At 46.8% G+C, this 24267-nt stretch carries 20 protein-coding genes; 12 read left to right on the forward strand and 8 right to left on the reverse strand.

Annotated elements, in window-relative coordinates:
• Positions 1-13: 13 nt before the first annotated feature.
• From GJQ68_RS17585 to GJQ68_RS17600, 4 genes are all read left to right on the forward strand, one after another.
• The gene (locus GJQ68_RS17585; protein ID WP_162418607.1) at positions 14-1543 is read left to right on the forward strand and encodes a sulfatase family protein; all 1530 of its coding nucleotides are present in this window, start codon (positions 14-16) and stop codon (positions 1541-1543) included.
• A 107-nt stretch (positions 1544-1650) separates the two neighbouring features.
• The gene (locus GJQ68_RS17590) at positions 1651-2229 is read left to right on the forward strand and encodes a transposase (RefSeq protein ID WP_162418608.1); all 579 of its coding nucleotides are present in this window, start codon (positions 1651-1653) and stop codon (positions 2227-2229) included.
• A gap of 116 nt (positions 2230-2345) precedes the next feature.
• A complete protein-coding gene (locus tag GJQ68_RS17595) occupies positions 2346-3209 on the forward strand; it encodes a phosphoenolpyruvate hydrolase family protein (RefSeq protein ID WP_162418609.1) in 864 nt (287 codons plus the stop codon).
• A gap of 517 nt (positions 3210-3726) precedes the next feature.
• The gene (locus GJQ68_RS17600) at positions 3727-4479 is read left to right on the forward strand and encodes an AAC(3) family N-acetyltransferase (RefSeq protein WP_162418610.1); all 753 of its coding nucleotides are present in this window, start codon (positions 3727-3729) and stop codon (positions 4477-4479) included.
• Here the strand turns inward: GJQ68_RS17600 and GJQ68_RS17605 are convergent.
• The gene (locus tag GJQ68_RS17605) at positions 4476-7760 is read right to left on the reverse strand and encodes an amidohydrolase family protein (RefSeq protein WP_162418611.1); all 3285 of its coding nucleotides are present in this window, start codon (positions 7758-7760) and stop codon (positions 4476-4478) included. The genes GJQ68_RS17600 and GJQ68_RS17605 overlap by 4 nt on opposite strands.
• On the opposite strand from GJQ68_RS17605, the gene GJQ68_RS17610 reads away from it, so the two are divergent.
• From GJQ68_RS17610 to GJQ68_RS17625, 3 genes are read left to right on the forward strand one after another with little or no spacing between them, the layout of a single operon-like run.
• The gene (locus tag GJQ68_RS17610) at positions 7759-7896 is read left to right on the forward strand and encodes a hypothetical protein (protein WP_162418612.1); all 138 of its coding nucleotides are present in this window, start codon (positions 7759-7761) and stop codon (positions 7894-7896) included. The two genes, GJQ68_RS17605 and GJQ68_RS17610, sit on opposite strands and share 2 nt — an antisense overlap.
• 34 nt (positions 7897-7930) lie before the next feature.
• Complete coding sequence (locus tag GJQ68_RS23415; protein ID WP_235941712.1) at positions 7931-8377, forward strand: hypothetical protein; 447 nt, start codon at positions 7931-7933, stop codon at positions 8375-8377.
• On the forward strand, positions 8374-8679 hold the full coding sequence (locus GJQ68_RS17625; protein ID WP_162418613.1) for a type II toxin-antitoxin system RelE/ParE family toxin: 306 nt from the start codon (positions 8374-8376) through the stop codon (positions 8677-8679). The genes GJQ68_RS23415 and GJQ68_RS17625 overlap by 4 nt, the downstream gene beginning before the upstream one ends.
• A gap of 551 nt (positions 8680-9230) precedes the next feature.
• Here GJQ68_RS17625 and GJQ68_RS17630 read toward each other — a convergent pair.
• From GJQ68_RS17630 to GJQ68_RS17640, 3 genes are all read right to left on the reverse strand, one after another.
• Positions 9231-10004, reverse strand: a complete 774-nt coding sequence (locus tag GJQ68_RS17630; RefSeq protein ID WP_162418614.1) for a LytR/AlgR family response regulator transcription factor — start codon at positions 10002-10004, stop codon at positions 9231-9233.
• On the reverse strand, positions 10001-11809 hold the full coding sequence (locus GJQ68_RS17635) for a sensor histidine kinase (protein ID WP_162418615.1): 1809 nt from the start codon (positions 11807-11809) through the stop codon (positions 10001-10003). The genes GJQ68_RS17630 and GJQ68_RS17635 overlap by 4 nt, the downstream gene beginning before the upstream one ends.
• A 112-nt stretch (positions 11810-11921) precedes the next feature.
• On the reverse strand, positions 11922-13370 hold the full coding sequence (locus tag GJQ68_RS17640; protein WP_162418616.1) for a hypothetical protein: 1449 nt from the start codon (positions 13368-13370) through the stop codon (positions 11922-11924).
• Between the two features lie 162 nt (positions 13371-13532).
• On the opposite strand from GJQ68_RS17640, the gene GJQ68_RS17645 reads away from it, so the two are divergent.
• Positions 13533-14942, forward strand: coding sequence for an NAD(P)H-binding protein (locus GJQ68_RS17645; protein WP_162418617.1), 1410 nt, complete (start codon positions 13533-13535; stop codon positions 14940-14942).
• 240 nt (positions 14943-15182) lie between these two features.
• Here GJQ68_RS17645 and GJQ68_RS17650 read toward each other — a convergent pair whose 3' ends face one another.
• Genes GJQ68_RS17650 through GJQ68_RS17665 form a run of 4 tightly spaced genes read right to left on the reverse strand, consistent with a single transcriptional unit; the run spans position 15183 to position 20267 of the window.
• Complete coding sequence (locus GJQ68_RS17650; protein WP_162418618.1) at positions 15183-16541, reverse strand: Gfo/Idh/MocA family protein; 1359 nt, start codon at positions 16539-16541, stop codon at positions 15183-15185.
• 48 nt (positions 16542-16589) lie between these two features.
• Positions 16590-17756: a mannonate dehydratase gene (gene uxuA / locus GJQ68_RS17655; RefSeq protein WP_162418639.1), complete on the reverse strand. Its 1167-nt coding sequence runs from the start codon at positions 17754-17756 to the stop codon at positions 16590-16592.
• Positions 17757-17779: 23 nt separating this feature from the next.
• A complete protein-coding gene (locus GJQ68_RS17660) occupies positions 17780-18595 on the reverse strand; it encodes an SDR family oxidoreductase (protein WP_162418619.1) in 816 nt (271 codons plus the stop codon).
• A gap of 25 nt (positions 18596-18620) precedes the next feature.
• Entirely contained in the window at positions 18621-20267 is a 1647-nt protein-coding gene (locus tag GJQ68_RS17665; protein WP_162418620.1) for a UxaA family hydrolase, read from the reverse strand.
• Between the two features lie 133 nt (positions 20268-20400).
• Here GJQ68_RS17665 and GJQ68_RS17670 point away from each other — a divergent pair, with 133 nt between their 5' ends.
• The 4 genes from GJQ68_RS17670 to GJQ68_RS17685 all read left to right on the forward strand — a co-directional run bounded on the left by GJQ68_RS17670 (position 20401) and on the right by GJQ68_RS17685 (position 24250).
• On the forward strand, positions 20401-21396 hold the full coding sequence (locus GJQ68_RS17670) for a sugar kinase (RefSeq protein ID WP_162418621.1): 996 nt from the start codon (positions 20401-20403) through the stop codon (positions 21394-21396).
• Between the two features lie 64 nt (positions 21397-21460).
• Positions 21461-22456 carry a TRAP transporter substrate-binding protein gene (locus tag GJQ68_RS17675; RefSeq protein WP_162418622.1) on the forward strand — a complete coding sequence of 332 codons (996 nt, stop codon included), beginning with the start codon at positions 21461-21463 and terminating at the stop codon, positions 22454-22456.
• Between the two features lie 3 nt (positions 22457-22459).
• Positions 22460-22945, forward strand: a complete 486-nt coding sequence (locus GJQ68_RS17680) for a TRAP transporter small permease (RefSeq protein ID WP_162343665.1) — start codon at positions 22460-22462, stop codon at positions 22943-22945.
• 6 nt (positions 22946-22951) lie between these two features.
• A complete protein-coding gene (locus GJQ68_RS17685) occupies positions 22952-24250 on the forward strand; it encodes a TRAP transporter large permease (protein WP_162418623.1) in 1299 nt (432 codons plus the stop codon).
• The last annotated feature ends 17 nt before the right edge of the window (positions 24251-24267 follow it).

A 24267-nucleotide genomic window follows, 5' to 3' on the forward strand; every position in this document is an offset into this window, starting at 1 on the left:
AGATACGCATTTGATGAAGAAAATCACCCAAAACCTAAGCTATTTATTCCTGATATTTGTCCTCCCCATTTTGATTTCCTGCCAACCAGAAAGCCAGGAGCAAACCAATTCTGATATGCCCAATGTGGTTTTACTTTTGGGGGACGACCATGGCTGGGATGAAACCGGATATAACGGACACCCTTATCTCCACACGCCCGTGCTGGACGAAATGGCGGCCACAGGACTGCGAATGGATCGTTTTTATTCCGCCTCTCCGGTTTGCTCGCCTACCCGGGGAAGCATCATTACCGGAAGGCATCCCAATCGATACGGTACCTTCACTCCGGGATATTCCATCCGACCGGAAGAAATCAGCATTGCCAGCCTGATGAAAAATAGGGGCTATGCCACGGCTCATTACGGGAAATGGCATTTGGGTCCAGTAAAATCCGAATCTCCTACCAATCCCGCAGCCTTTGGCTTTGAAGAATACCTGTCCCACGACAATTTCTTTGAAATGGACCCGCCGCTTTCGGTCAATGGGGCAGAGCCCGTCATCTTTGAGGGGGAGAGTTCTGAAATCCTGATCCGTGAAGCCCGGAAGTTTATGGATAAAGCCATGGAAGAAGACAAGCCGTTCTTTGTGGTTATTTGGTACGGCTCTCCCCACGAGCCGTATAGTGGTTTGCCCGAGGACCTGGCCCTGTACGAGGACCTTCCGGAGGATTTTGGAGACCGCATGGTTTCGTTGACATCCAACGAAACGGGATCCCGGGTAGAACGCCTGCAACGGGAAGTGCTCCAGGAGCGTTTTGCCGAAATTACGGCTATGGACCGTTCCATTGGGCAATTGAGGGATTACCTGGAAGAAAAGGGCCAACGAGAAAATACCCTGCTTTGGTATTTTGGGGACAATGGTACCCCACAGGAGGGAAATGCCACCGTGCCCTTCCGGGGGCAGAAGGGAAATATCTATGAGGGGGGGATCCGGGTACCTGCGGTACTGGAATGGCCCGCTAAAATCAATCAGCCCATGATCAATGATACCCATGCGGTTTCTTCTGATGTAATGCCGACTTTATTGGATATTGTTGGAGGGGACTTGCCTGAGCGACCCATAGATGGTATCAGTTTATTGCCCATGTTGGAAAACAGGATGCATCAACGACCCGAACCCATCGGATTCTGGAACGGCCGACCCAGAAATGGGGGAGAGGGCTTGGAGGACTATATCGATCCGGAGCTTCAGAAAGGGACCACCCCCCTGGTCAAGCTGATGAATGGCATTGCCACCAGAAATTTCAGAAATTACCATCAAAGGGATATTCAGGAGGAAGACTTTTCAGGCCCCAGAGCTTTGCTGGACAACCAATACAAGCTGGTGATTCACGGGGGAACAGGAGAGGATGCCGAAAGGGAACTGTTTGATATCCATTCCGATCCAGCCGAAGAAAAGAATTTGATTGACAGCCAGACGGAAGTTGCGGAGAATATGGAAGAACAACTCAGGGCCTGGCAACAATCGGTATTGGAAAGTCTGACCGAAGCCGATTACCAATGATTCATCGAGAGCTTTCCCAAAGTAATAGCTTTCCCAAAGTTCCAAAACTTTGGGAAAGCTGAAACGTTTAGAAAGCTTAAATCCTATTAATTTAGAACACAATAGAATTGGAACCCGGCCAGTCCTACCATATTTTTAACCAGGCCAACGGGGCGGAGAACCTTTTCAAAGAGCAGGACAATTATCGGTTTTTTCTACAACAATATTCAAAATACCTTGGTCAGGTGGTAGATACCTATGCCTATTGCCTGATGCCTAATCATTTTCATTTGTTAGTGGGGGTACGTTCAGAAGAAAGGTTGCGTTTAACTTTTCCAAAGTTCCAAACTTTGGAAAAGTTAGTCACCAGGCAATTTGCCAGTTTCTTTAGTTCTTATACCCAATCCTTTAATAAAGTTTACCAAAGAAGGGGTAGTCTGTTCATCAAAAATTTCAAAAAAACTCCCATCCTCACCGAACAACAATGGCAGGAAGCTTTTCTTTACATTCATTTAAATCCCGTTAAACATGGCTTCGTTAAAAATCATCCTTACTGGAAATGGTCGAGTTGGCATGCCTACGAAAATCCTGCACAGCCATGCAGGCTGAACAATGATTATTACTTAAACTTCTTTGATGGCTGGGAGCATGTAGAAAATAGGATGGAAATGAAAAAAGAATGGTTGATGAATAGGGATTTGGAATGAAACTCTTGCGTTTAACTTTCCCAAAGTTCTAAAACGTTGGGAAAGTTAGTCATCTAGATTTGAATGACTGCCCTTTTTGAAATATCTTGCTGCTAAATCACCAAACCAAGTAAAACATGCCCAACCCGTGGACAGGTAAAGGAAATCCCTACAGCCGGCAGGAAGTCCGGGATCGCCTTAAAAAAACCATTGATAATAAAAATGCCATCATAGCCGCCGGTGCTGGAACAGGTATCAGCGCCAAATTTATAGAAAAAGGCGGAGCGGACTTGATCATTATCTACAATTCCGGCCGTTTTCGCATGTCCGGTCACGGGTCTACGGCTGGCCTGATGGCCTATGGAGATGCCAATGCAGTAGCCATGGAAATCGGTGAATTTGAGGTCTTGCCCGTGGTGGAAGAGGTGCCGGTAATCTGCGGCGTTCACGGATCGGATCCCCGGCGAAGGATCTGGCACCACTTGCTCAAAGTGAAGGACATGGGCTTTTCGGGAATCAATAATTTCCCCACCCACTGCATCGTAGATGGAAATTTCCGTCAGATTTTGGAGGAGACCGGAATGAGTTTTGACAAAGAGGTCGAAATGGTGCGTATAGCAGACAAAATGGACCTGTTTTCCATTGTTTACGTGGCCAAACCGGAAGAGGCGATAAAAATGGCTGAAGCCGGAGCGGATGCCATCATTGCACACGTTGGCACCACCGTCGGGGGTTCTGTTGGGGTTACCGGTGCTTCCTGCACCATGGAGGAGGCGATTGACAAAACCCGTGAAATAATGGATGCCTGCCAATCAATTAATCCGGACCTTTTTTTCCTAACCCATGGCGGCCCGATCAATACGCCGGAGGACGTGCGGCAGGTGCTGGAAGCCACCGATGTACACGGTTTTGTGGGTGCCTCTTCCCTGGAACGTATGGGTGTGGAACAATCCCTGCTGGATCTTACGCGTTCTTTTAAGCAATTAAGGTTAAAAAAATAGACCTACTGAATTTTCAGTGGCATAAAATTGGGTCTGTCTGAGTAGGACAGGGATAACTCAAGCAACATATGGTGTTTTAAAATAAATGAAAAGACATCTGATTTCACGCAGCGATCGCAGCGAATCCGCAGCGCTCGCCGCGTGAAATAGGTGCCTTTCACATGTCAATGGTAGACTTAATATTTAAAAAACGCAGAAATCGGGATGACGGAATTTATTTTTAACTATTTAAAAATCAACATATTAGAAAAATTAAAGAATGGCATCAAATCACCTCCCCCCAGCCCCCTCCTGTTTTCAGGAGGGGGAAACAGGGGGTGGTAAAAATACGTTATCGGTAGACTTAACATTTTAAAAAGCGCGGAAATCAGGATGACGGTGTGCTTTCTTAACTCATTGAAATACAATTATTTAACAAAAACGTCATCGGTAGGTGTTTCCTGTTGAGGATCGGAACTGGCTATCCCGACCTTCGGAGCGGCTCAAGTTATGACTATTAAGAAAAAATCATAAACACATGAATAGGAAACAGCGGATTCAGAAAGACCTGAGCCAGCTTGGGATAGGCGAGGGGGATCAGGTGCTGGTTCATGCCTCGTTGAATTCCTTAGGAAAGTTTCCCGAAAGGGCCAAAATCGTCGTTAATGCCCTTCTGGATCTGCTGGGACCCAGTGGAACCTTGTTGATGCCTGCACTATCCTATCAAACGGTCACTCCTGGAAATCCCATTTTTGATCTGGCGAAAACACCCGCTTGTGTCGGTGGATTAGCGGAGTTTTTCCGCACCTTTCCAGGCGTGCAAAGAAGCATGCACCCTACGCACTCGGTTTGCGCGATCGGAAAATTAAGCGATTATTTTCTCTCCGGGCATTTGCTGGATGACACGCCCTGCGGTCCCCATTCACCCTTTGCCAAACTTCCTGAAGTGCATGGTAAAATCCTGTTCCTGGGCTGCGGATCCCGCCCCAATACCTCCATGCATGGCGTGGAAGAAGGGATCAAGCCACCTTATCTATTGGGCGCGAGGGTAAATTATACCTTAAAAGATCAGATAGGGAGGAAGATGTCGAAATCGTATTTTACGCATGATTTTGCTGGATTTGAACAGCGCTACGAGCGGGTGGAAGGGCTTTTGGGATCGGATTCCTGCCAAAAAGGAAAGGTATTGCAGGCAGCATCGCTACTGATGGATGCCCAGAGCCTTTGGGAAAAAGGGACCCTCCAATTAAAGAAAGATCCCTATTTTTTTGTAGACCGAAAGGAGCCTTAGTGCCTGCCAACGCCGCAGCCGCAGCCGCTGTGCATGTACGTTTGGATGCTCTCGTGCCAGGGAAAGGCTTCCTGAAACAGGCGATTTTCCCAGTAAAAGGGCGGCCGCTCCCGGTTACGGTGGCCGATCTCGTCCATGTTTTCCGTTTCATACAAGCGTCCGTTGATCATGGTATGGCTGATGCTTTCCGAGTGGCGGATGTCCGTTAGCGGATTTTTTTCCAGAACGATCAAATCGGCCAGTTTACCGGGCTTGAGTGATCCCAGGTCCGCATCCATACCGATATACCGGGCGCCGTTGATGGTGGCCGCTTTCAACGCTTCGTGGTTGGACATGCCTCCCTGGGCCAGGCTCCACAATTCCCAGTGGGCACCCAGGCCTTGAAGTTGTCCGTGACCACCCAGATTTACGGTGACGCCTTTATTGGCCAGATCGGTGACCTGCCGGGAAGTGAGGATGTGGCTGTTTTCATAGGTTTCCTCCGGGACCATGGTTCGGTGGCGGGACCGTGCATCGATCATTCCCCGGGGACTGAAACGAAGTAATTTATCGTTTTCCCAAACGTTTGTTTTCTGGTACCAGTAATACTCTGCGTTGATGCCCCCGTAGTTTACAATCAGGGTGGGGGTGTAGCCTACCTCCGTTTGACCCCAGAGCTCCAACACGTCTTTGTACACCGGTGCGATGGGGATGTTGTGTTCAATACCGGTGTGCCCGTCCTGAATCATGGAAAGGTTGTGGAAAAAGGTGGAACCGCCCTCGGGTACCACATTTAGCCCCAATTCCCGGGCAGCCTGCAATACCTGCTGTCGCTGATCCCTTCGGGGCTGGTTATAGGATTTTACGGCCGTGGCACCGAAAGCCTTTGTGCGGCGTACCGAAAATCGGGCATCTTCCAGCTTGTTAATGACCGCTTTGAAATCGCCATCCGCTCCATAGAGAATAAAGCCCGTGCTGAAAATCCGAGGACCTACCAGCGCACCGCTTTGCACCATTTCGGTAAGGGTAAAGACCGTTTCGGTATTGGCCGAAGGGTCGTGGGCGGTGGTCACGCCATAGGCCAGGTTGGCGTACAATTGCCAGTTTTGCTGCACGGTGAGCCCATCCCGAAAAGCGCCGATATGGGCGTGGGCATCCACGATGCCCGGCATAATGGTTTTTCCGGCCATATCGTACACAACTGCTCCATCGGGGATGGAAACGGCAGCGGAGGCACCTGCTGCTTTGATAGTGGAACCCTCTACGATGACCGTGCCGTTTTCGATTACTTCATCTCCTTCCATGGTAATCAAGGTGGCACCAGTAAAGGCAATGATACCTTCCGGCCGATCTACCGCAGCCTCCAATCCGATTTTTATCGGTTCGTTTTCGGTTTTTTCCTCTTTCCTATCTGATTGGCCCATAAAATCAAAGTTTTCGTCCAGTCGCTTGCTGTGATAGGCATCCCCCAGCGTCCAAAAAATGGTCTCACTGTCCGGGGACCAGTGCAGGTTTAAGCCGGCATCTTCGGATAGTTGGGCCACCGGCAGGGATTTGGTTTTATCATCCAGGTTGACCGTTTGGCCATTGAGCACAAGCGGTGCCAGGTAAGCTTTGTGCAAATGGATAAAGGCTACCCATTGGTTGTCCGGGCTGGGGACGAGGCGGTTGGCGTATTTGGATTCAATGTGTGTGCGCTCGTCCTGTCCGTTAAGGTCTACGGATTTCAGGCTTTTGGTCAGGTTTCCGAAGAACTTTCCGCCGGTCTGAAAAAACACCCGTTTGCCTTCTTTGGTAAATACCGGGAAATCGCCATTTTCTACCAGCTTTTTGGGCACCCGGGATTCGCGATCCATCAGGTAGATGCCGGGATTTTTGGTAAAGGTACGGCCCTGGTCCAGGTTACCCGGTTCCTTCCGGTAAAGAATTTGAAACCCATCCGGAGAATAGGAGGGATTTCTGTAGATTCCTTTTTCCTGGCTGAGGGTGGTTATCCGATTATTGTTCAAATTCACTTCTTTAATGGCTCCTTTGTTCAGGTCATTCCAGGTTACAAAAAGGAGTCTGTCCCCTCTCGGAGAAAAGGCAGGTTCTGCTTCAAAGTCCGTACCCTCCGTAATTCTTCTCGGTTTTCCATTTGGCAAGTCTTTGATCCAGAGATAGCCCAATGCCCGGAATACGAGTTGCCGACCATTCGGCGAAGTGACTGCATCCCGGATCATGCGGGGGGTGAAGGTCTCTCTTGCGATGGGATGGCTGAAATGAACCCGTTCGGCTACCGGAATAGCCACTTCTACTGTAAAAGGAATGCTGCTTTGGTCCAGGTTTTCGGTATCGATTTTCTGGATTTTCCCCTTGGCCCAAATCAGAATCTGCTGGTTGTCGGGCATCCAGGCGAATCCGGGGTATACCCCAAAAATAGCCCAGGCGGTTTGTTGATCTTTGTTTAGTTCATCATAGACCGGCCATTCTTCGCCCGTTTCCAGGTCGTGGATGTAGAGCACCGATTTGGTTCTGACTCGTTTTACAAAGGCCAGTTTTTTTCCATCCGGAGAAACCTGGGGCCGTGCCGCACCTCCGGGTCCTCCGGTGAGGATTTCCGTTTCGCCCGTTTCAAAATCGTAGCGTTTGATCACATAAATCTGCCCATTGGGATCCCGGTTGTATTCAAAGCTGCCCCCGGGGGCCATGTCTTCACTGAAATACAGGTACCTGCCATCGGGGGATACGCTGGGTTCGTTGACATCCTGCTGATCGTTTTTCCGTTGGGTAAGCTGCAATCCTTCTCCGCCGGAGATATGGTACTGCCACATTTCTCCGGCACCCAGCGATCGGCCGGAGGTAAAGTGTTTTCGGGCCACCAGGTAGTTGCCATCCGGCATCCACACCGCATTATTGAGCAGGCGGAAGGACTCTTTGGTGACCTGACGGGCATCGCTGCCATCGGGCTTCATCACCCAGACGTTGTCCCCTCCTCCGGCATCAGAGGTAAAGGAAATCCATTTCCCGTCCGGGCTAAAACGCGGTTGTACCTCAAAAGGCAGTCCCGATCTCAGGACAGTTGCGGTTCCTCCGGAGATCGGCATGGAGTAGATGTCTCCCAACAGGTCGAAAACGATGGTATTCCCGTCAGGGCTAACATCTAAGTTCATCCAGGTGCCTTCGTCGGTAGTAAAGGTCACGTTTTTAAATTCCCAGTCTCCTTCGGGAGCGGCTACCTGCCAGTCGGTTTCTTCCTGGGCCAGGATAGGGGAGGCAATGAATAGGAGTATAAAAGTTGTTTTGATAAGTATACGACGCATGAAATTCCGGATTATTGATTTGAAGGGTAAAGATAAGGAGAAAATGCTGGTCTGCGATTTTTTTGGTGAACTTGGAGGAACGGAAAAGGGCGGTGCGGCAACACTGCCCGCCGGGGTGAATCAAATCCATAAATAAATCGTTAACTTTACTGTGTAAAATGATGATAGGTATGGACGTTAAATCTATTAAAATCGATCTTATCCACTGGCTTACCGAGCTTCAGGACATCTCCGTTCTTAAAGAACTTCAAGGTCTAAAGGAGGCGCAGGGAAGTTCTTTTGAATCAAGTGCAAAACAAAATAAGGAGCTGGATAGCAGGCTTGGAAAGTATGAAATCGGGGATATGAAGTTTACTTCGTGGGATAAGGTAAAGGAAGGAGTAATTATTATGGGAGCAATAGACATAAAACAGGAATTAAGAACGCTGATCGAAAAGGAAAATGACCTTCATGTGTTGGAGGCGATTAAAACCTTACTTATTAAGTCCAGTTTAGATCCGGTCCTTAAAGAGAAACTGACCTCCAGGGCATTAAAAGCCGAAGAAGATATCCGGACAGGTGGCGTATATACAAGGGAAGAGTTAGAGAAGAAGCTGGACGACAGGTTGGGTCTATGAGGGTAGTTTATACAGACCAATCCCTGGAAAGCCTGGAGGAATCCCTAAAGTTTTTGCTGAAGGTCCAAAAGGTTCCTTTAGAAAAAGCATTAGAGATTAGAAAACAATTACTGAACAGGGCAGATGGTCTGATCATCAATCCCCACATGGGCCAATATGAGGAATATCTGATGCATTTGGGAAAAGGGCACAGAAGGTTGGTGGAAGGCTATTTTAAGATCATTTACCTTATAGAAGACGGCCTGATATTTATTACGGATTTTTTTGATACCCGACAGTCCCCGGAAAAAATGAAAGGATAACCAATCTCCCGTCAGAATGAACATTGAACCAACGACAGACTTTTCAGATTAGGCGGTATTTGTCATCAGTCGTCAGCAAAAAAAGTCAGTATCCGGAAATGCTGGCGGCCACAAAAAAGCAAAAGCATGTCCACCGAGGACCGATCAATAGGCTCACTATCTTAACCTACCGTATCAGGCCACGGAAGGGCCAAATAGAACTACATTTTTTCAAGAGAGATTTTCTCAATTTCTGCTTTTGGTTTTATCACCTCATCAACAGGCAATTGGTTGATAATTGCAATCAGCTGTTCATATCCTATATTCAATTTGATTTCCATTGATTTAGCGTTTAATTACCCTTCATTCTGAATAAACGTTTTTTAACTGAAAGGGTACCTAAATTGCACTTCACCTATGGGTAAATATAGGTCAAAACGTTGATTGTAACAAGGGGAGGGAACCGTTACTATTTTTAGGAATATAACAATAAGAATGTATAGTTTCCTGGCAAGTCCCGCCAAAAATCCACAAATCTGGTAATTTTGTTTTTTTGCGGTTTTTTCAAATAGTTAATATTCGAGGAAAGATTTTACGGCATGGTAGTAACTTCGACCACTGGTAATGTTGCTTTGAGTGTAGTCATCCATAATAAGTATAAAACGGCTATTGAAATGTTTCCTTATTTCTTTTAACAGGTTTTTATTTATTAGATAGGACTTATGAATCCGGATAAAATATTCGGGCAATTTGTCCTCTAGTTTCTTTAAGCTCGAATCTAAAATATACGACTTAGCATTTTTGGTGACAATAGACACGTACTTTTCATCGGCCTGGAAATAAGAGACCTCATCAAGGCGTACAAAAATAACACGGTCACCAACCTTTACTGGTATGGAGGAGGCTTCGCTTTTTCTATTTTCCTGGCTGAACTGTTCAATGAGTTTTTTTAGGTTCGTTTCTGAATTGTCTACACTAATTGGTTGGCTAAGTTTTTCGATAGTTTTGGAAAACCGCTTTTTTGTGAGTGGTTTAACCAGATAGTCGATGCAATTGGAATCAAATGCTTTCAAAGCAAATTCGTCGAAAGCAGTACAAAATATTACTTTAGGGAAATAGCTCAATTTTTTCAGCACATCAAATCCACTGATTACCGGCATCTTTATATCCAAAAACAGTAGCTCCGGCTTCATTTGATTGATTTTTTCAATGGCCTCCTCACCATTTGCAGCTTCGGAAATTAATTCAAAAAAACCTGGATATTCTTTCATTAACGATTGAAGACGTAATCGTGCTAACGCTTCGTCATCAACAATAATGGTTTTGTAGGGGCGGTTAATTTTCATGATTTGAATTGATTTTTCAGGGCGACTTTCAAATGTTTGTCTGCTCCGTTTTCCCAATTAATTTTGGCATTATTTCCGTAAATAATTTCTAGTTTATCATAAAGGTTCTGCAGACCGTATCCACTTATGGGTTCTTCCGGGAAATCGGGGCCGTTGTCATAGATCGATATCCACAGATCGTTCTCATGTTTTTTCACTACCACTGCAATTTTACCCCTGCCTTTTATTTGTGAAACCCCATGTTTTACCGCATTTTCAACAAGTGGCTGAATCAAAAATTTCGGAATTTGTTTTTCCTGCGTGGCTTCTTCAGCATTTATTTCGTATTCGAGATGATCACCAAACCGTGTTTTTTCGATTTCCAGGTAATTTTTCACCATTTCCAGTTCTTCAGCAACCGATACATAGGTTTTGTTTTCTTTGTTAATTGAATACCTGAAAAGCTCTGAAAGGCCCGTAGCCATATTCTCGGTTTTGTCGGCATCGATATGTGATAGGCTGGCTATTGAATTTAAGGAGTTATAAAGAAAATGCGGGTTAATCCGCGAATGAATCGCATTTAGTTCTGCCTGGTTTTTGAGTTCTTTCATTTTGGCAATTTCTACGTCTTTTTGGTTCACCATGCTTTGGATGCGATAGGTAACAAAGTTATAGAATACGCGAAGTGCCGCAACTAATGCAATCAGAAAAATGTAGGAGGAATTTTGGCGCAAGAAAGAAGAATGGGTAAAACTTGCCATTAGGTTGGGATCTGAAAATAGAAAGAAAGGAATAACTAAAACTGCCGGGACAATAAGAGGCGAAATAAAAGTGCTCAGAAATATAAAAGCCTGTTTTCCGAGGAAATTATCTATCTTTTTAATAAATACAGGTTCTGTATAATAGAGAAATACGAGGAGCAAAAGTGCATAAAAAACCGTTCCTAAAAAGTTAACGATAACATCACCTGGAGTAATAATTAATATAGGTGAAGATGATACTGCGGATGTTTTGATAAACGAATGGAAAAAGGGAATGATCAACAGAATAATCGCTCGTTGTTTTACATACAAGAGTAAGCCAGGGTTTTTTTTCCTTTTAGCTTCTTTTGAGAGGAAAAACAGAAATCCAAATAGTATTAAAATTATCTTAAATGAATAAGAAAGGTTTCTTAATAGCTTTTGGTACCTCAAATGTAAATAGTAATGGTAGCCAAATTTTTCTACGGTACTTTCTTTTAGGTTGTTATAAAAATCGGTAGAGTATAACTTTCTTAGTAAGTCTTTATCTATTTCCTTGAATTCAGCGTTGGAGGCTTCGGAGGAATCAAAAATACCACCGTAACCAGTGCTACCATGCTGGGGAATAAAAAGTCGTGTTAAGTTCCGAATGGTATGGTAGTAAATTTGGCTAATGGATTCTGTGTCCGCAATAGCTCCTGGAATCCCGAGTTCTAAATTAACCGATACTATTTGGGAACCGACAGTTCGATTCCGAGAATTTGATGAAGTACCCCCTGACTGCTTCGTTATTATTAGGCTGAAGTTGGGGTCTTTATTTACCATTTTTATTTTTGAGGTTTCAAGCAGACCGTTTAATTCGTTAATCATTTGTATGATAACTATCGAATCCTGATGTGTTTTTGCGCCAATTAACTGCAAACGAACATCTTCTTCAAAGCGATAGGCATTCGCGTTTTCTCCGTTAAAAAGTCTTTCCCTGATTACATTCCAGGTGGTTTCTTCGTAGGGTTTTGTGGTTGGGTTCGCCAGCAATGAATTGAATGCAGCCAGAATGACAATTAAACTAATTAACACCTGTTTCATAACGGTTCGATTTTAAGAGTTCGTTCAAATAAACAGGGTTGGCATCTGATAATTTAGCTTTTTCCGATGAAGTGCGGAATTTAGCGAATAAGCCGACTTCAGTACCGGTTATTTACTCTACTTTTTTCAACAGGACAATCAAATGAGGTGAATCGGCAGGTATCTGGACTACCAGCCGTTTGGTTGAATGTTGGATGGTTTCTTCCTTTAGTTGCAAACCGGTTGACGGATTGATCCATGAAATTTTCCAACGACCTTCAGGCAGCTCCAGGTCCATGGTGGCATTCGCTTTTCCATCCAGCAATTGAATCGCCAGAACATCCACCCCATTACTGAGTACGTTGGCAGCCATCCCATCGGGTAAGGAGGAAAGGAGCTCGGGATGGGGGGATAATTCCCAGAATGGTAGTCCGGAAACAAATTTACCCAGGCGCAACATGGCTGCATGCTGGTAGTCCACTACGGAAGCCGGGGTTTCGGATGCGGGCCGGTGAAAGCGCGTACTGGCGGTACCGTTGATAAATCGACTCCAAATGACAATGTCACCGCCATTTTCATCCCGGGTGTAGTCCTTGGAGACCAGCAAAGGCTTGACCTGGCCGTTTGCCTTCATGGCTTCCCGGTACTCCCTGATTCGCTTTCCTCCTTCGATGGCCTGGGCTTGAGGACTGTTGAATTCATGCCCCGAAACCCCCTGGGAAATATCCACAAATCCATACAAGTTATCCAATGCCAGGGTCATGGGGTTGAAGTCATCCTGACATTCCCCTCCGCCATCTTTCCTATTGGTAGAGGGCATGTCACCAACCATCGGAAATTTCTCTTTCACATAACCTGCCCAAAAACTACTCCACTCCAGATCTGCCCGGCTTTCATTATTCACATTTAGCAGGATATGGGGATAGGGTTCGATGATGCCTAAAAGCCGGTCAATGTATAATTTTTGATAGTGAAATACCTCCTGATTGTTGGATTTTGATGGCAGGGTCTGATAGAAGGGTGCGGCACAGGCCAGGGTACTGGCAGGTAAGCTTTGCTCATCGTAGTTGATGTTGTTGTTGGGGTTAAATGGGTGTCCGTTCCATCCAAAATTGTCCCCGGGATCATAGGCCCCTTCCGGCCCACGGGTGACGGACCAATCATCCCACAGTTCGAGAACGACGATGATTCTTTTTTCCAGGGCACTTTCCAACAATTTTTTCAGTCGGGTTTCCCATTCCGGAGAAAATTGACTTAAATCGTACCTGCCGTCAGCTTCCTTTTTCCATGGTTGCAGCACGCGCTTTACCGTACCGTCATGCAGGTGGTTCATGGGGTCATAGGGCAGCCAACGGACCAATCCCATGATATGCGGACTGTTGATTTCATCGATCAAATTGCCCATTCTTTCCAATTGTTGTTCCATCTGGACGGTTCCGGGACGACTGACGGGTGCCCAGCTGTGGAAACCAGCCGCCCCGATTAAAAATACCGGCGTGCTTCCCCAAGAGAAATAATGGGGATTTTTGGCTTGGGTCTGAATTTGGTTTTGGGCTGGGAGATAGGTGAATATCAAGCTCATTAGGCCAACCAATAAGAAACGGGTCATTTTAGAAGGGAATCAGTTATAAGAAAGATGAAATCGAATTTTTAAGATAAATAAATCCCGGTAGCAATAAAATACATTTATCGCATTACCTTATTTCTTCATCAACAATTTGGATGAACGCCAGTTAGGTAGGCAATGGAAAAAGGAAAAAAAAAGGTGCTGGCCATCGCCGGTGCGACGGGGTATATCGGTCGTTGGTTTATGGAGCGATTTAAGGACAAGTACCATATTATTGGCTTGAGCAGGAGGGAAGCGCAGGAAAATCCCCATCCGGAAATCGAATGGCGGCAGGTGGAATTGTATTCGATCAGTTCTACGCAAAAGGCCCTGGAGGGAGTTGATTATGCGCTGTATCTGGTACATTCCATGAATGCGTCCACCCGTTTGAATCAGGGGAGCTTTGAGGATACGGACCTTTTGCTTGCCGACAATTTTGCCCGGGCAGCGTCGGCCAATGGGGTCGAGCAAGTGGTTTATTTGGGAGGCATTCTGCCAAAAAACGAATCGGAGAACACCTGGTCCCGGCACCTTAGGAGCCGCTTGGAAGTGGAAAAAACGCTGGCTTCCGGCACTGCTGCCCTCACGGCACTCCGGGCAAGCATCATCGTAGGTCCCGGCGGATCTTCCTTCCAAATGATCAAAAACCTCGTCGAAAAATTACCGGTAATGATCTGCCCGAAATGGACGGAATCCAAAACCCAACCCATCTCCCTACAGGATACACTGACCATCATTGACGGCTGCCTGGGAAATCCGAATGTATTTGGAAAGGCCATCGAAATTGGCTCCCCGGAAATCATGTCTTACCAGGAGATGATGCTGAAAACCGCCGCAGTGATGGGCAAAAAGCGCTATATTTTTTCTGTGCCGTTTTTTTCCCCGGGCCTCTCCAAGCTCTGGGTAGGCTATTTTGGCGAGAGTCCGGCGCAGTTGGTGTCCCCACTGGTGGAAAGCCTCAAACATACCATGACCGTTTCGGATGAATTGGCCTTTCGGGAATTTCCCATTGCGTACCAGTCGTATGAGGAATCGGTGAACATTGCGTTGTGTTCCGGATGGGAACCCCGTTTGCCAACGTTTATGCCCCTGGGTCGTCGGAAAAATACCGTAAGAAGCATACAGCGGCTTTCCAATACCTTTGGTAAAAGTGCCTATTGGGCTGCTAATCGGTACAAAGTTTGGTTGTCAACGTTTTTCAAATCGATTATCAATGCCCGGGAAAATCGGGAAGGTGTGGTCAGTTTTTACCTTTTTTTTATCACCGTTCCCATGTTGCAACTAAGCTGGATCAAAGACCGAAGCGAGAAAAAGCGGCAATTGTTTTACATTAGTGGGGGCTGGCTGGTCGGTCGTCCGGATTACGGATGGCTGGAATTCCGGGAAGTGCTGGGAGGTAAGTACATCATCACCGCTATTCACGAATTTGTGCCCAAAATACCCTGGTACCTGTACGTCTCAACACAGGCCCGCCTGCACCTCTGGGTGATGAACCGATACGGTCGGTACCTGCAGAAACTGGGAAATCGCCCTGCTCCTTTGCGCTGAAATGGTCGCGATTTATTTGCATTGACTGCACTTGTTCCTTGCTGATAACTTTTGCTGGTGTGTGTTTTGCTGATAGGGTTGGCTGATCCTTGTGCGGGGTCCCACAATAGGAGAGAGTCGTCAAATTGGTCCCGGCAATTCGCAGGCGCTGTCATCCACGGTACCAGAGAGCGTAGGTAAAAAAAAATCCCCGGCTGTACCGGGGATGGTTGGTGGTTTTTATTTGGTAAAATAAGCAGGTTATGCTTTTAACTTCGGTTCCCAGCCTTTTTCGTATTCTCGTTTCCAGAGTTTACTGGCTTTTTTGCTATTTTTGATATGCCCATTAGAGGAATCGCATTCCAGGATTTCCCCGGTTCGGGAAGCGATATTCGCCAGGTGGCAAAGCAGCACACTTTTGGCTCCTTCGTCAATGGGGCTGTTTTGCTCCTGTTTGCCTCGAATGGCTTCAAAGAAGTTAACCACGTGCAGGGTGGACATGTCGCCGCCACCGCCAAGTGCCGTGCCGGCCTCGCTACCACCGGATTCATTGGTTTTGACCACTTTTCCGCTTCTGTCAAATTGCTTGTATCCGCCGCGGTCTACGTATACCGAACCATCGGTTCCGTAGATAATGGTGCCCCTTCCGGGACCGTAGGTATTGTGTCCATTTCGGCTTTTGCCATCCCATTGGATCGTTCGGTTATCGGAAAATTTGAACACAGCGTCCATGGTATCGTACATTTCCCAACCGTCGTTCGGCCAGTGGTATTTACCTGAATCGACCATTACCTTTTCCGGGAAGTCAACTTGCAGGGCCCATCGGGCTACATCCAGTTCGTGGGTGGCGTTGTTGCCGGTTTCGGCAGTACCATAATCCCAGCCATACCAGTGCCAGTTGTAATTCCAGGTGTCGTCGGTGTACTCTCTCCTGGGGGCAGGCCCTTGAAACAGTTCCCAATCCAAACCTTGCGGCGGGGCTGCTTTTGTCTGGTTGGGTACTTCACCTCTGGCGGAGTTATAAAAGGCCGTGGCTTTATACACATCACCTATGGCACCCTCATGTATGGCCTTGATGATTTCGATGCTTTCAGGAGCAGAGCGTTGTTGATTACCCATCTGCACCACTTTTCCATATTGTTTCTGGTAGGCGACCAGTAGTTCTCCTTCGTAAGGATTATGGCTACAAGGTTTCTCTACATAAACGTGTTTGCCAGCCTCCAGGGCCAGCCAGGTTCCCGGCGCATGCCAGTGATCCGGGGTGGCATTGATCAGGGCATCTACTTCCTGGTCTTCTATCACCTTCAGGATGCTGTTTTCCAGCTTTGGCTTGTAATCAATGTGTTTTTCAAAATTTTTAGCCGCTTTTTCTCTTTGAGACTGCATCACATCACAGAGATACATCAGGTTGACATTACTGGATTTTAATCCAATCGGATTGTAAAAGGCACCTAATCTTCGTCCCAATCCGGCTATGGCGATGTTTAATCGATCGTTTGCACCCAAAATTTTCCCGTAACTTTTGGCGGAAAATCCTACCGCTCCCAATGCCGATATACCCATGGTGGTCATGGCAGATTTTTTCAGAAATTCCCTCCTGCCAGCTTGCTCTTTACTCATAATTATTATCGGGTTAGTTTATGTTAAGACTTAATTTTTTTTCTGTTTTTATTTATCAAAAATACTCCTTGCGATTCCTAATTCCAAACCACGGATTTCGGCCAGTCCTTTTAGCCTTCCAATAGCGGAATACCCTGGATTGGTTACCTTACTCAAATCATCCAACATCTGGTGACCGTGATCCGGCCGCATGGGGAGGGATTTGCCCCGCCTTTGCTGGAGTTCGATAAGTGCTTCTACGACCTCTGCCATGGGAACATCTCCTTCCAGGTGGTTGGCCTCGTGAAAATTTCCCTCCTCATCCCGCTGCGTGCTCCGCAGATGAATGAAATGAATGTGATTGCCGTACGTACGAACCATGGCGGGCAGGTCATTGTCTCCCCTTACGCCAAGGGAACCGGTACAAAAGGTGAATCCATTGTATTCACTGTTGTTTCCTTTAAGGATTCGGTCGTAATCGCTGGCCGTACTGACGACCCGCGGCAGGCCAAAGATCGGAAAGGGGGGATCATCCGGATGGATGCACAGGTATACCTTGCTTTCTTCGGCTACCGGAATGATTGCTTCCAAAAACAGGTTTAGATTTTTGCCCAATTTTTCGGCACCGATCCCCTTATAGGTGTCCAGCGCTTGTTGAAAATCAGCTACGGTGTAGCCTCCCTCTGCTCCCGGTAAACCCGCAATAATGGTGTCGACCAGTTTGTCTTTTCCTTCGTCCGAAAGTGCCTCCACATGTGCTTTGGCCTTGGTCAGTATCTCCTGAGAATAATCTTTTTCAGCACCGGGCCGTTTCAGCAGGTACACATCAAAGGCGGCAATGGCTTTCATTTCAAAACGCAGGGCTTTGGCACCATTGGGAAGGGTATAGGCCAGATTGGTACGAGTCCAGTCCAGGATGGGCATGAAATTGTAACATACGGTATGTATGCCTTCTGCCCCCAGGTTGCGGATGCTTTCCTGATAGTTTTTGATGTATTGCTGGTAATTTCCCGAGCGGGTTTTAATGTTTTCGTGTACGGGAACACTTTCTACCACCGACCAGGTTAGTCCGGCTTCTTCTATTGTGTTTTTCCGTTCCCGAATGGCTTCCCGGGTCCAAACTTCGCCGTTGGCTACCTGATGCAGGGCGGTTACAATGCCGGTAGCACCGGATTGCCTGATATCGGCCAGACTTACCGGATCGTTGGGTCCATACCAGCGCATGGTTTGTTCCATCATTATTGGGTTATTGACTTTGCTCATACTCCTGAAAATGCGCTGAAGCCTCCATCTACTTCGATTATGGTTCCTGTCACAAATTTTGATGCTTCGCTGCTGAGCCATTGTACGGCTCCAAAAAGTTCTTCCGGTTTCCCAAATCTGGCCATCGGGGTGTGGTCTTTGATTAGGTTCCCTCTTTCGGTCAGGCTGCCATCTTCATTGGTCAGCAAGCGCTCATTTTGTGCTGTCAAAAAGAATCCCGGAGCCACTGCATTGACCCGAATGCCTTCTCCGTATTTTTTGGCAAATTCGACCGACATCCATTTGGTCATGTTGTCAATAGCCGCTTTGGCGGAAGCGTAGCCCATTACCCGGGTCATGGGGCGGCTGGCCGCCATGGAAGAAATATTGATGATGGAAGCTTTTTTGGTTTTAATCAGTAGGGGTAGAAATACCTTGGTGGGCAAGAAGGTTCCCATGTAATTTAAGTCCATGATGTTTTTAACCGCTTCCGAGGAAAGGTCGGTGAAAAATTGATCGGGCATTACGGTGGCACCGGGCATATTGCCTCCGGCAGCATTGATCAGGCCGTCAATCTGGTCAAAGGATGCTTCCAACTCTTTTTTGACCGCCATGATTTCATCTTCCTTGGTTACATCGGCAACGGCAGGGAAAGCAAAACCTCCCTCGTCTTTAATTTCCTGTACCAGGTCTTCTACCTTTTTGGTGTTTCTCCCCAAAATGATCATCTGTGCGCCTTCCTTTGCCAAATGTTTGGCCATGGCTTTGCCCAACACGCCGGTTCCGCCGCTAATAATAATGACTTTGTTTTTTACTGAAAATAATTGAGACATAAATAAATACGTTTTAATCGTTTAATTAAAGAGAAACGCCCCTTTTCCAGGGAATGAAATCATCCTGGTTGAGTATATCCGCTTTGGCTTTGATGTTGCCGCTGGCCACCTGGATGATGTGCTCCAAAAGTTCATCTCCCATTTCTTCGATGGTTTTTTCACCGGAAATAATGCCTCCGGTATCCACATCGATGATATCCGGCATTTTCTTCGCCAGCTTGTGGTTGGAGGATACTTTGATTACCGGCGTAACGGGATTGCCGGTAGGCGTGCCCAGGCCGGTGGTGAACAGGATGATATTGGCACCTGAGCCTGCCATGGCAGTGGTACTTTCCACGTCATTCCCCGGGGAGCACAATAAACTCAAGCCCGGCTTCGTGGCAAGTTCGGTATAATCCAGGATATCTACAATGGGGGAGGTACCGCCTTTTTTGGCAGCGCCAGCCGATTTAATGGCATCGGTAATCAGCCCATCTTTGATATTTCCCGGGCTGGGGTTCATGTCGAAACCCGAACCTACGGCTTCTGCTGAAGCGGCATAGGCCCTCATAAGACGAACAAATTTGTCGGCATTGGCATCCGTAGTACAGCGGTTGATCAGCTCTTGCTCCACCCCGCAAAGTTCCGGAAATTCGGAAAGAATGGTTTTCCCCCCCAGGGCGGCCAGCATATCGGAGACCTGCCCAAGGCTGGGATTGGCGGAAATACCGGAGAAGCCATCCGAACCGCCGCATTCCAGACCAATGGTCAATTGGCTTAGTGGTGCTGCTTTCCGCTGCAGTTGATCCGCTTCTGTTAAGGCCAAAAAGGTGGATTGAATGGCCTTGTTCAGCATGTGGTTTTCAGTTCCCTCTTCTTGCTGTTCCAGGATGATCACTGGCTTTTTATAGTCGGGGTCGATTTGAGCCAGTTTTTCTCGTAATATGGCCGGTTGAGCATTTTGGCAACCCAGGCTCAAAATGGTCGCTCCGGCTACATTGGGATTATTAATATAACCCGCTATCAGGGCACATAACGCTTCCGAGTCTTGCCGGGTGCCTCCGCAACCTCCGTTATGGGTCAAAAATTTAATCCCGTCGATGTTTCTAAATAGCTTTTCCTCCCCGGGCTGCTCCAGCGTTTCCACGCCTACCTGCTGTAAACTGTCCTTGTCTCCCTGCAGGTAACGCTCTTTCAGCTCCCTGACCAGGGATTTATAGGGGTTGGGCTTGGCAAAACCCAGTTCCTCCACGAAGGCCTGCTTCATGATGTCCACGTTGCGATTTTCGCAAAAAACCAGGGGTACCACCAGCCAGTAATTGGCAGTGCCCACCTGCCCATCCGGGCGATGAAACCCATCAAAGGTCCGGTTTTTCCAGCGATCGACTTCCGGCGGATTCCAGGAAAAGGATTTTCGCTTGCCCGTAAAAGGCGCGGTTTGATGAACGATATTTTCCGTGGTAATAACCGCTCCCTTTTCTAGGGGCCTCATGGTTTTTCCGACGATGATACCATACATATAAATAATGGCACCTTCTTCCATGGATTCCATGGTGAATTTATGTTTGGCAGGCACGCTATTAACCAAATTGATTTCCAGACCTTCAAAAAGTATTTTTTCACCCGCTTTGAGATCGGTTAACGCAACCAAAACATTATCATCGGGATGAATTCGTAAAACTCTATGTATCATTTCAAATATTTGATTATCTTGAGCAATCGATTGCACAATTTAGAAATAAATTAAAAGAAAAGAGCCGAAGGGCTTCTTTTTTTTTAAATCACCGTTAAATTTGACAGTTTAACATCCGGTATCAAAAAAACGAATGCGTAAACGAATACTCACATTAGGGGAGGTAATGATGCGGCTTTCCACGCCAGGGCACGAACGATTTATACAGGCGGGCAACTACGATGCTGAGGTGGGTGGTTCGGAAGCTAATGTGGGCGTTTCGCTGGCCTATTGGGAACAGGACGTGGCGCTTATCAGTGCCTTGCCCTCCAACGATCTGGGTAGCGCCGCCCTTCGTTACCTGAAAACCGGAGGAATAGATACCTCCTTTATCCACATCGGAGAGGGAAGGATGGGCTTGTATTTTTTGGAGAATGGTGCCATGCAGCGATCTTCAAAAATCATTTACGATCGGTTTGATTCTGTTTTTTCCCATTACGAGGGGCAGGACCTGGACTGGGAGCAGGTGTTTAAAGGCGTGGATTGGTTTCACTGGTCTGGAATTACCCCGGCCCTGTCTGCTTCTGCCGCCTCCCTCTGCCTTCGGATGCTGAAAGAGGCAAAAAGATACGGAGTGAGGGTAAGTGGAGATATTAATTACCGAAGAAATTTATGGCGATACGGCAAGCAACCGCTGGATATCCTGCCGGAGTTGATTTCCTACAGCCAGGTTGTTATTGCGGGATTGTCGGATTTTGCAAATTGCATGGACATTCACGAAAGTGATTTTGTGACGGCTTGTGAAAAAGCAAAAGCACAAAGTCCTTCCATCCAACTGGTATCCACGACGGAGCGGGATTCGGTTTCCGCTTCGCATAACCGGTTGGGCGGGATATTATGGAATGGAGAAAAGCTGATTAGATCCAGGGTATACGACATGCCGGCCATTGTGGACCGCATCGGAGGAGGGGACGCTTTTATGGCCGGATTAATTTATGGATTGTTACATAAAACCGAGCAGGAAGCCCTGGAGTTTGCGGTGGCAGCATCTGTTTTAAAACATTCTGTGCCCGGAGATGCGAATTTTGTTACCGTGGAGGAGGTAAATCAGTTGGTTTCCGGAGAAAATATTGGCAGATTGCTTCGATGATCTGCGAAAGAGCGTACTATTTGATGAGTCAATTACTATTAACCAAAATAATACCATCGTACACATGTTTATAACCACACGGATTAAATCCCTAAATTACCTGGGCCTGCTGTTTATAGCGGCTATTTTGATCGGTTGTTCAAAACCCGGAGGTGTCCGCATATTAAAGCTGGGACATGGGCTGGATACCAGCCATCCGGTTCACGAAGCCATGCTATACCTGGCAGAGAAGGCCGAGGAAAAATCGGGTGGAAAAATGATCGTACAGGTGTACCCTAACCAGCAATTGGGTACGGAAAGGGAATTGGTCGAGCTGTTGCAAATCGGCAGTTTGTCCATGACCAAAGTCTCTACTGCTGCCATGGAGGGTTTTGCCCCTGAAATAAAGATCCTGGGACAGCCCTATTTGTTCAGAGACGATGAACATCAGGCCAGGGTTCTGGAAGGCCCCATTGGGGAGCAGTTGCTGGCGGCCGGGGAAAAATACTGGCTGAAGGGGCTTTGTTTTTACGATGCCGGCAAAAGAAGTTTTTACACCATCAACACGCCGGTAGAAAAGCCGGAAGATATCCAGGGGCTCAAAATCCGTGTAATGGAAAGTCCTACTGCCGTCAATATGGTACAGAGTTTTGGCGGATCCCCTACGCCCGTTTCCTTCGGTGAATTGTATACGGCCTTGCAACAGGGAATCGTGGATGGCGCAGAAAATAATCCTCCCAGTCTGGTTACTTCAAGACACTATGAGGTATGCAACTATTATTCACTGAACGAACATACGGCCATTCCGGATATGATGATTGTGAGTACGAAGGTTTGGGACATTTTATCTGAGGAGGAAAAGATTTGGTTGCAGGAGGCTGCCGATGAGTCTGCCGTTTACCAATTCAAACTCTGGGAAGAATCGGTGGCAGAATCCATGCGCATCCTGGAAGAAGCCGGGGTTGAGATCACCTATCCGGATAAGGAACCTTTTAGAAAAGAGGCTGAAAAAGTGTACGAATTGATGAAAACCGAGAATCCTGAAATGTATTCATTGGTCGAGGAAATCAGAAATTATTAAGTTATGCGTGCTATAAAATTACAATTGGATAAAGTAATCGGAATCATGCTGATGATCATTATGGCGTTCATGGTTCTTAATGTAAGTTGGCAGGTTTTTTCCCGATACGTACTTCAGGCTCCCAGTTCTTTTACGGATGAGCTTTCCAGATACCTGCTGGTCTGGTTGGGCATGCTGGGAGCAGCCTATGTAGCCGGTCAGGACAATCACCTGGCCATTGATATATTGCCCACCAAACTTAAAGGTGAGGCAAAAAGGAAATTGCTGGCCGTGATCAGTATTGTCATTGTGCTGTTTGTTATTCCAGTGATGATAATAGGAGGAATTAACCTGGTTTACATTACTTATACCCTGGAACAAAAGTCAGCTACCTTACAATTGCCGCTGGCTTATGTCTATATGATGATACCATTTAGTGGTTTGCTGGTGCTTTTTTATCAGTTTGTAAACCTGAAATCATTGTTGTTCAAACAAGACTCCCAAAATTAAATCGAAATGGAAGAATATTTAAGCATACTCATTCTGGTAAGCAGTTTTATCATTCTGATGGGCATCGGAGTGCCGGTGGCCTGGGCACTGGGATTTTCCAGTTTTCTCACGCTGACCGTAACCATTGCCACGGTTCCCTCAGCAACGACCATCGCCCAACGGATGGGAGTGGGACTGGATAGTTTCGCCTTATTAGCCATCCCGTTTTTTATTCTGGCAGGAGAAATCATGAACAAAGGCGGAATTGCCAACCGCTTAATTAACCTGGCAAAAGCCATGACCGGGAGGTTACCGGGAGGCTTGCTCTATGTAAATGTAATTGCAGCCATGCTATTCGGTGCCATTGCAGGTTCCGCAGCCGCTGCGGCCTCAGCCATCGGTGGAATTCTTGGACCTCGCATGGAAAAGGAAGGGTATCCCAGAGAACTCGGGGCTTCTGTCAATATCACATCCTCTACGACGGGATTAATCATTCCTCCTTCCAATGTACTCATCGTATATTCGTTGGCGAGTGGGGGGGTTTCGATAGCTGCACTCTTCGTAGCCGGATACATTCCCGGCTTGTTGGTAGGAATGTTTCTGATGATCACGGCAGCTATTTTTATTAAAAAACACAATCTCAAGGCAGGAGAGGTGACTACCTTAAAAGAGCTTGGCACCAAGTTTTTGGCTGCGTTTCCAAGTTTGATGTTATTGGTGGTGGTTATTGGAGGAATAGTAATAGGGGTGTTTACGGCTACCGAAGCTTCGGCAATAGCGGTAATCTATACCTTGGTGCTTTCCTTTATATATGGGGAGATCAAAGTTAAAGACCTACCGGGAGTTTTGTTAAAATCTTCAGAAACTACGGCCATCGTGATGTTACTTATCGCAACCTCCATGAGCATGTCCTGGGCCATGTCTAGCGAAAACATACCGCAATCTATAAGCTCATCCTTGCTGGCACTTAGCGATAACAAATTCGTTATTTTGATCATGATTAACCTGATCCTCTTATTTGTAGGAACATTCATGGACATGACGCCGGCAGTATTGATTTTTACGCCTATTTTCCTTCCGGCAGTGGTGACCATAGGTATTGATCCGGTCCATTTTGGAATCATTATGGTACTGAATTTATGTATTGGAATCTGTACCCCGCCGGTAGGATCGGTATTGTTTATCGGTGTGGGAGTGGCCAAAACCACCATTGCCAAGGTGTTTTTGCCCTTACTTCCGTTTTTCCTGGCCATGATCCTCGGATTGATCGTGATTACCTTAATTCCGGAGTTGACACTCTGGCTTCCTGGTTTGTTCGGATTATAATAGACCTCTCTTAATAA

Origin of the sequence: Cyclobacterium roseum, assembly GCF_010119225.1 — a bacterium.
GTDB lineage: Bacteria > Bacteroidota > Bacteroidia > Cytophagales > Cyclobacteriaceae > Cyclobacterium > Cyclobacterium roseum.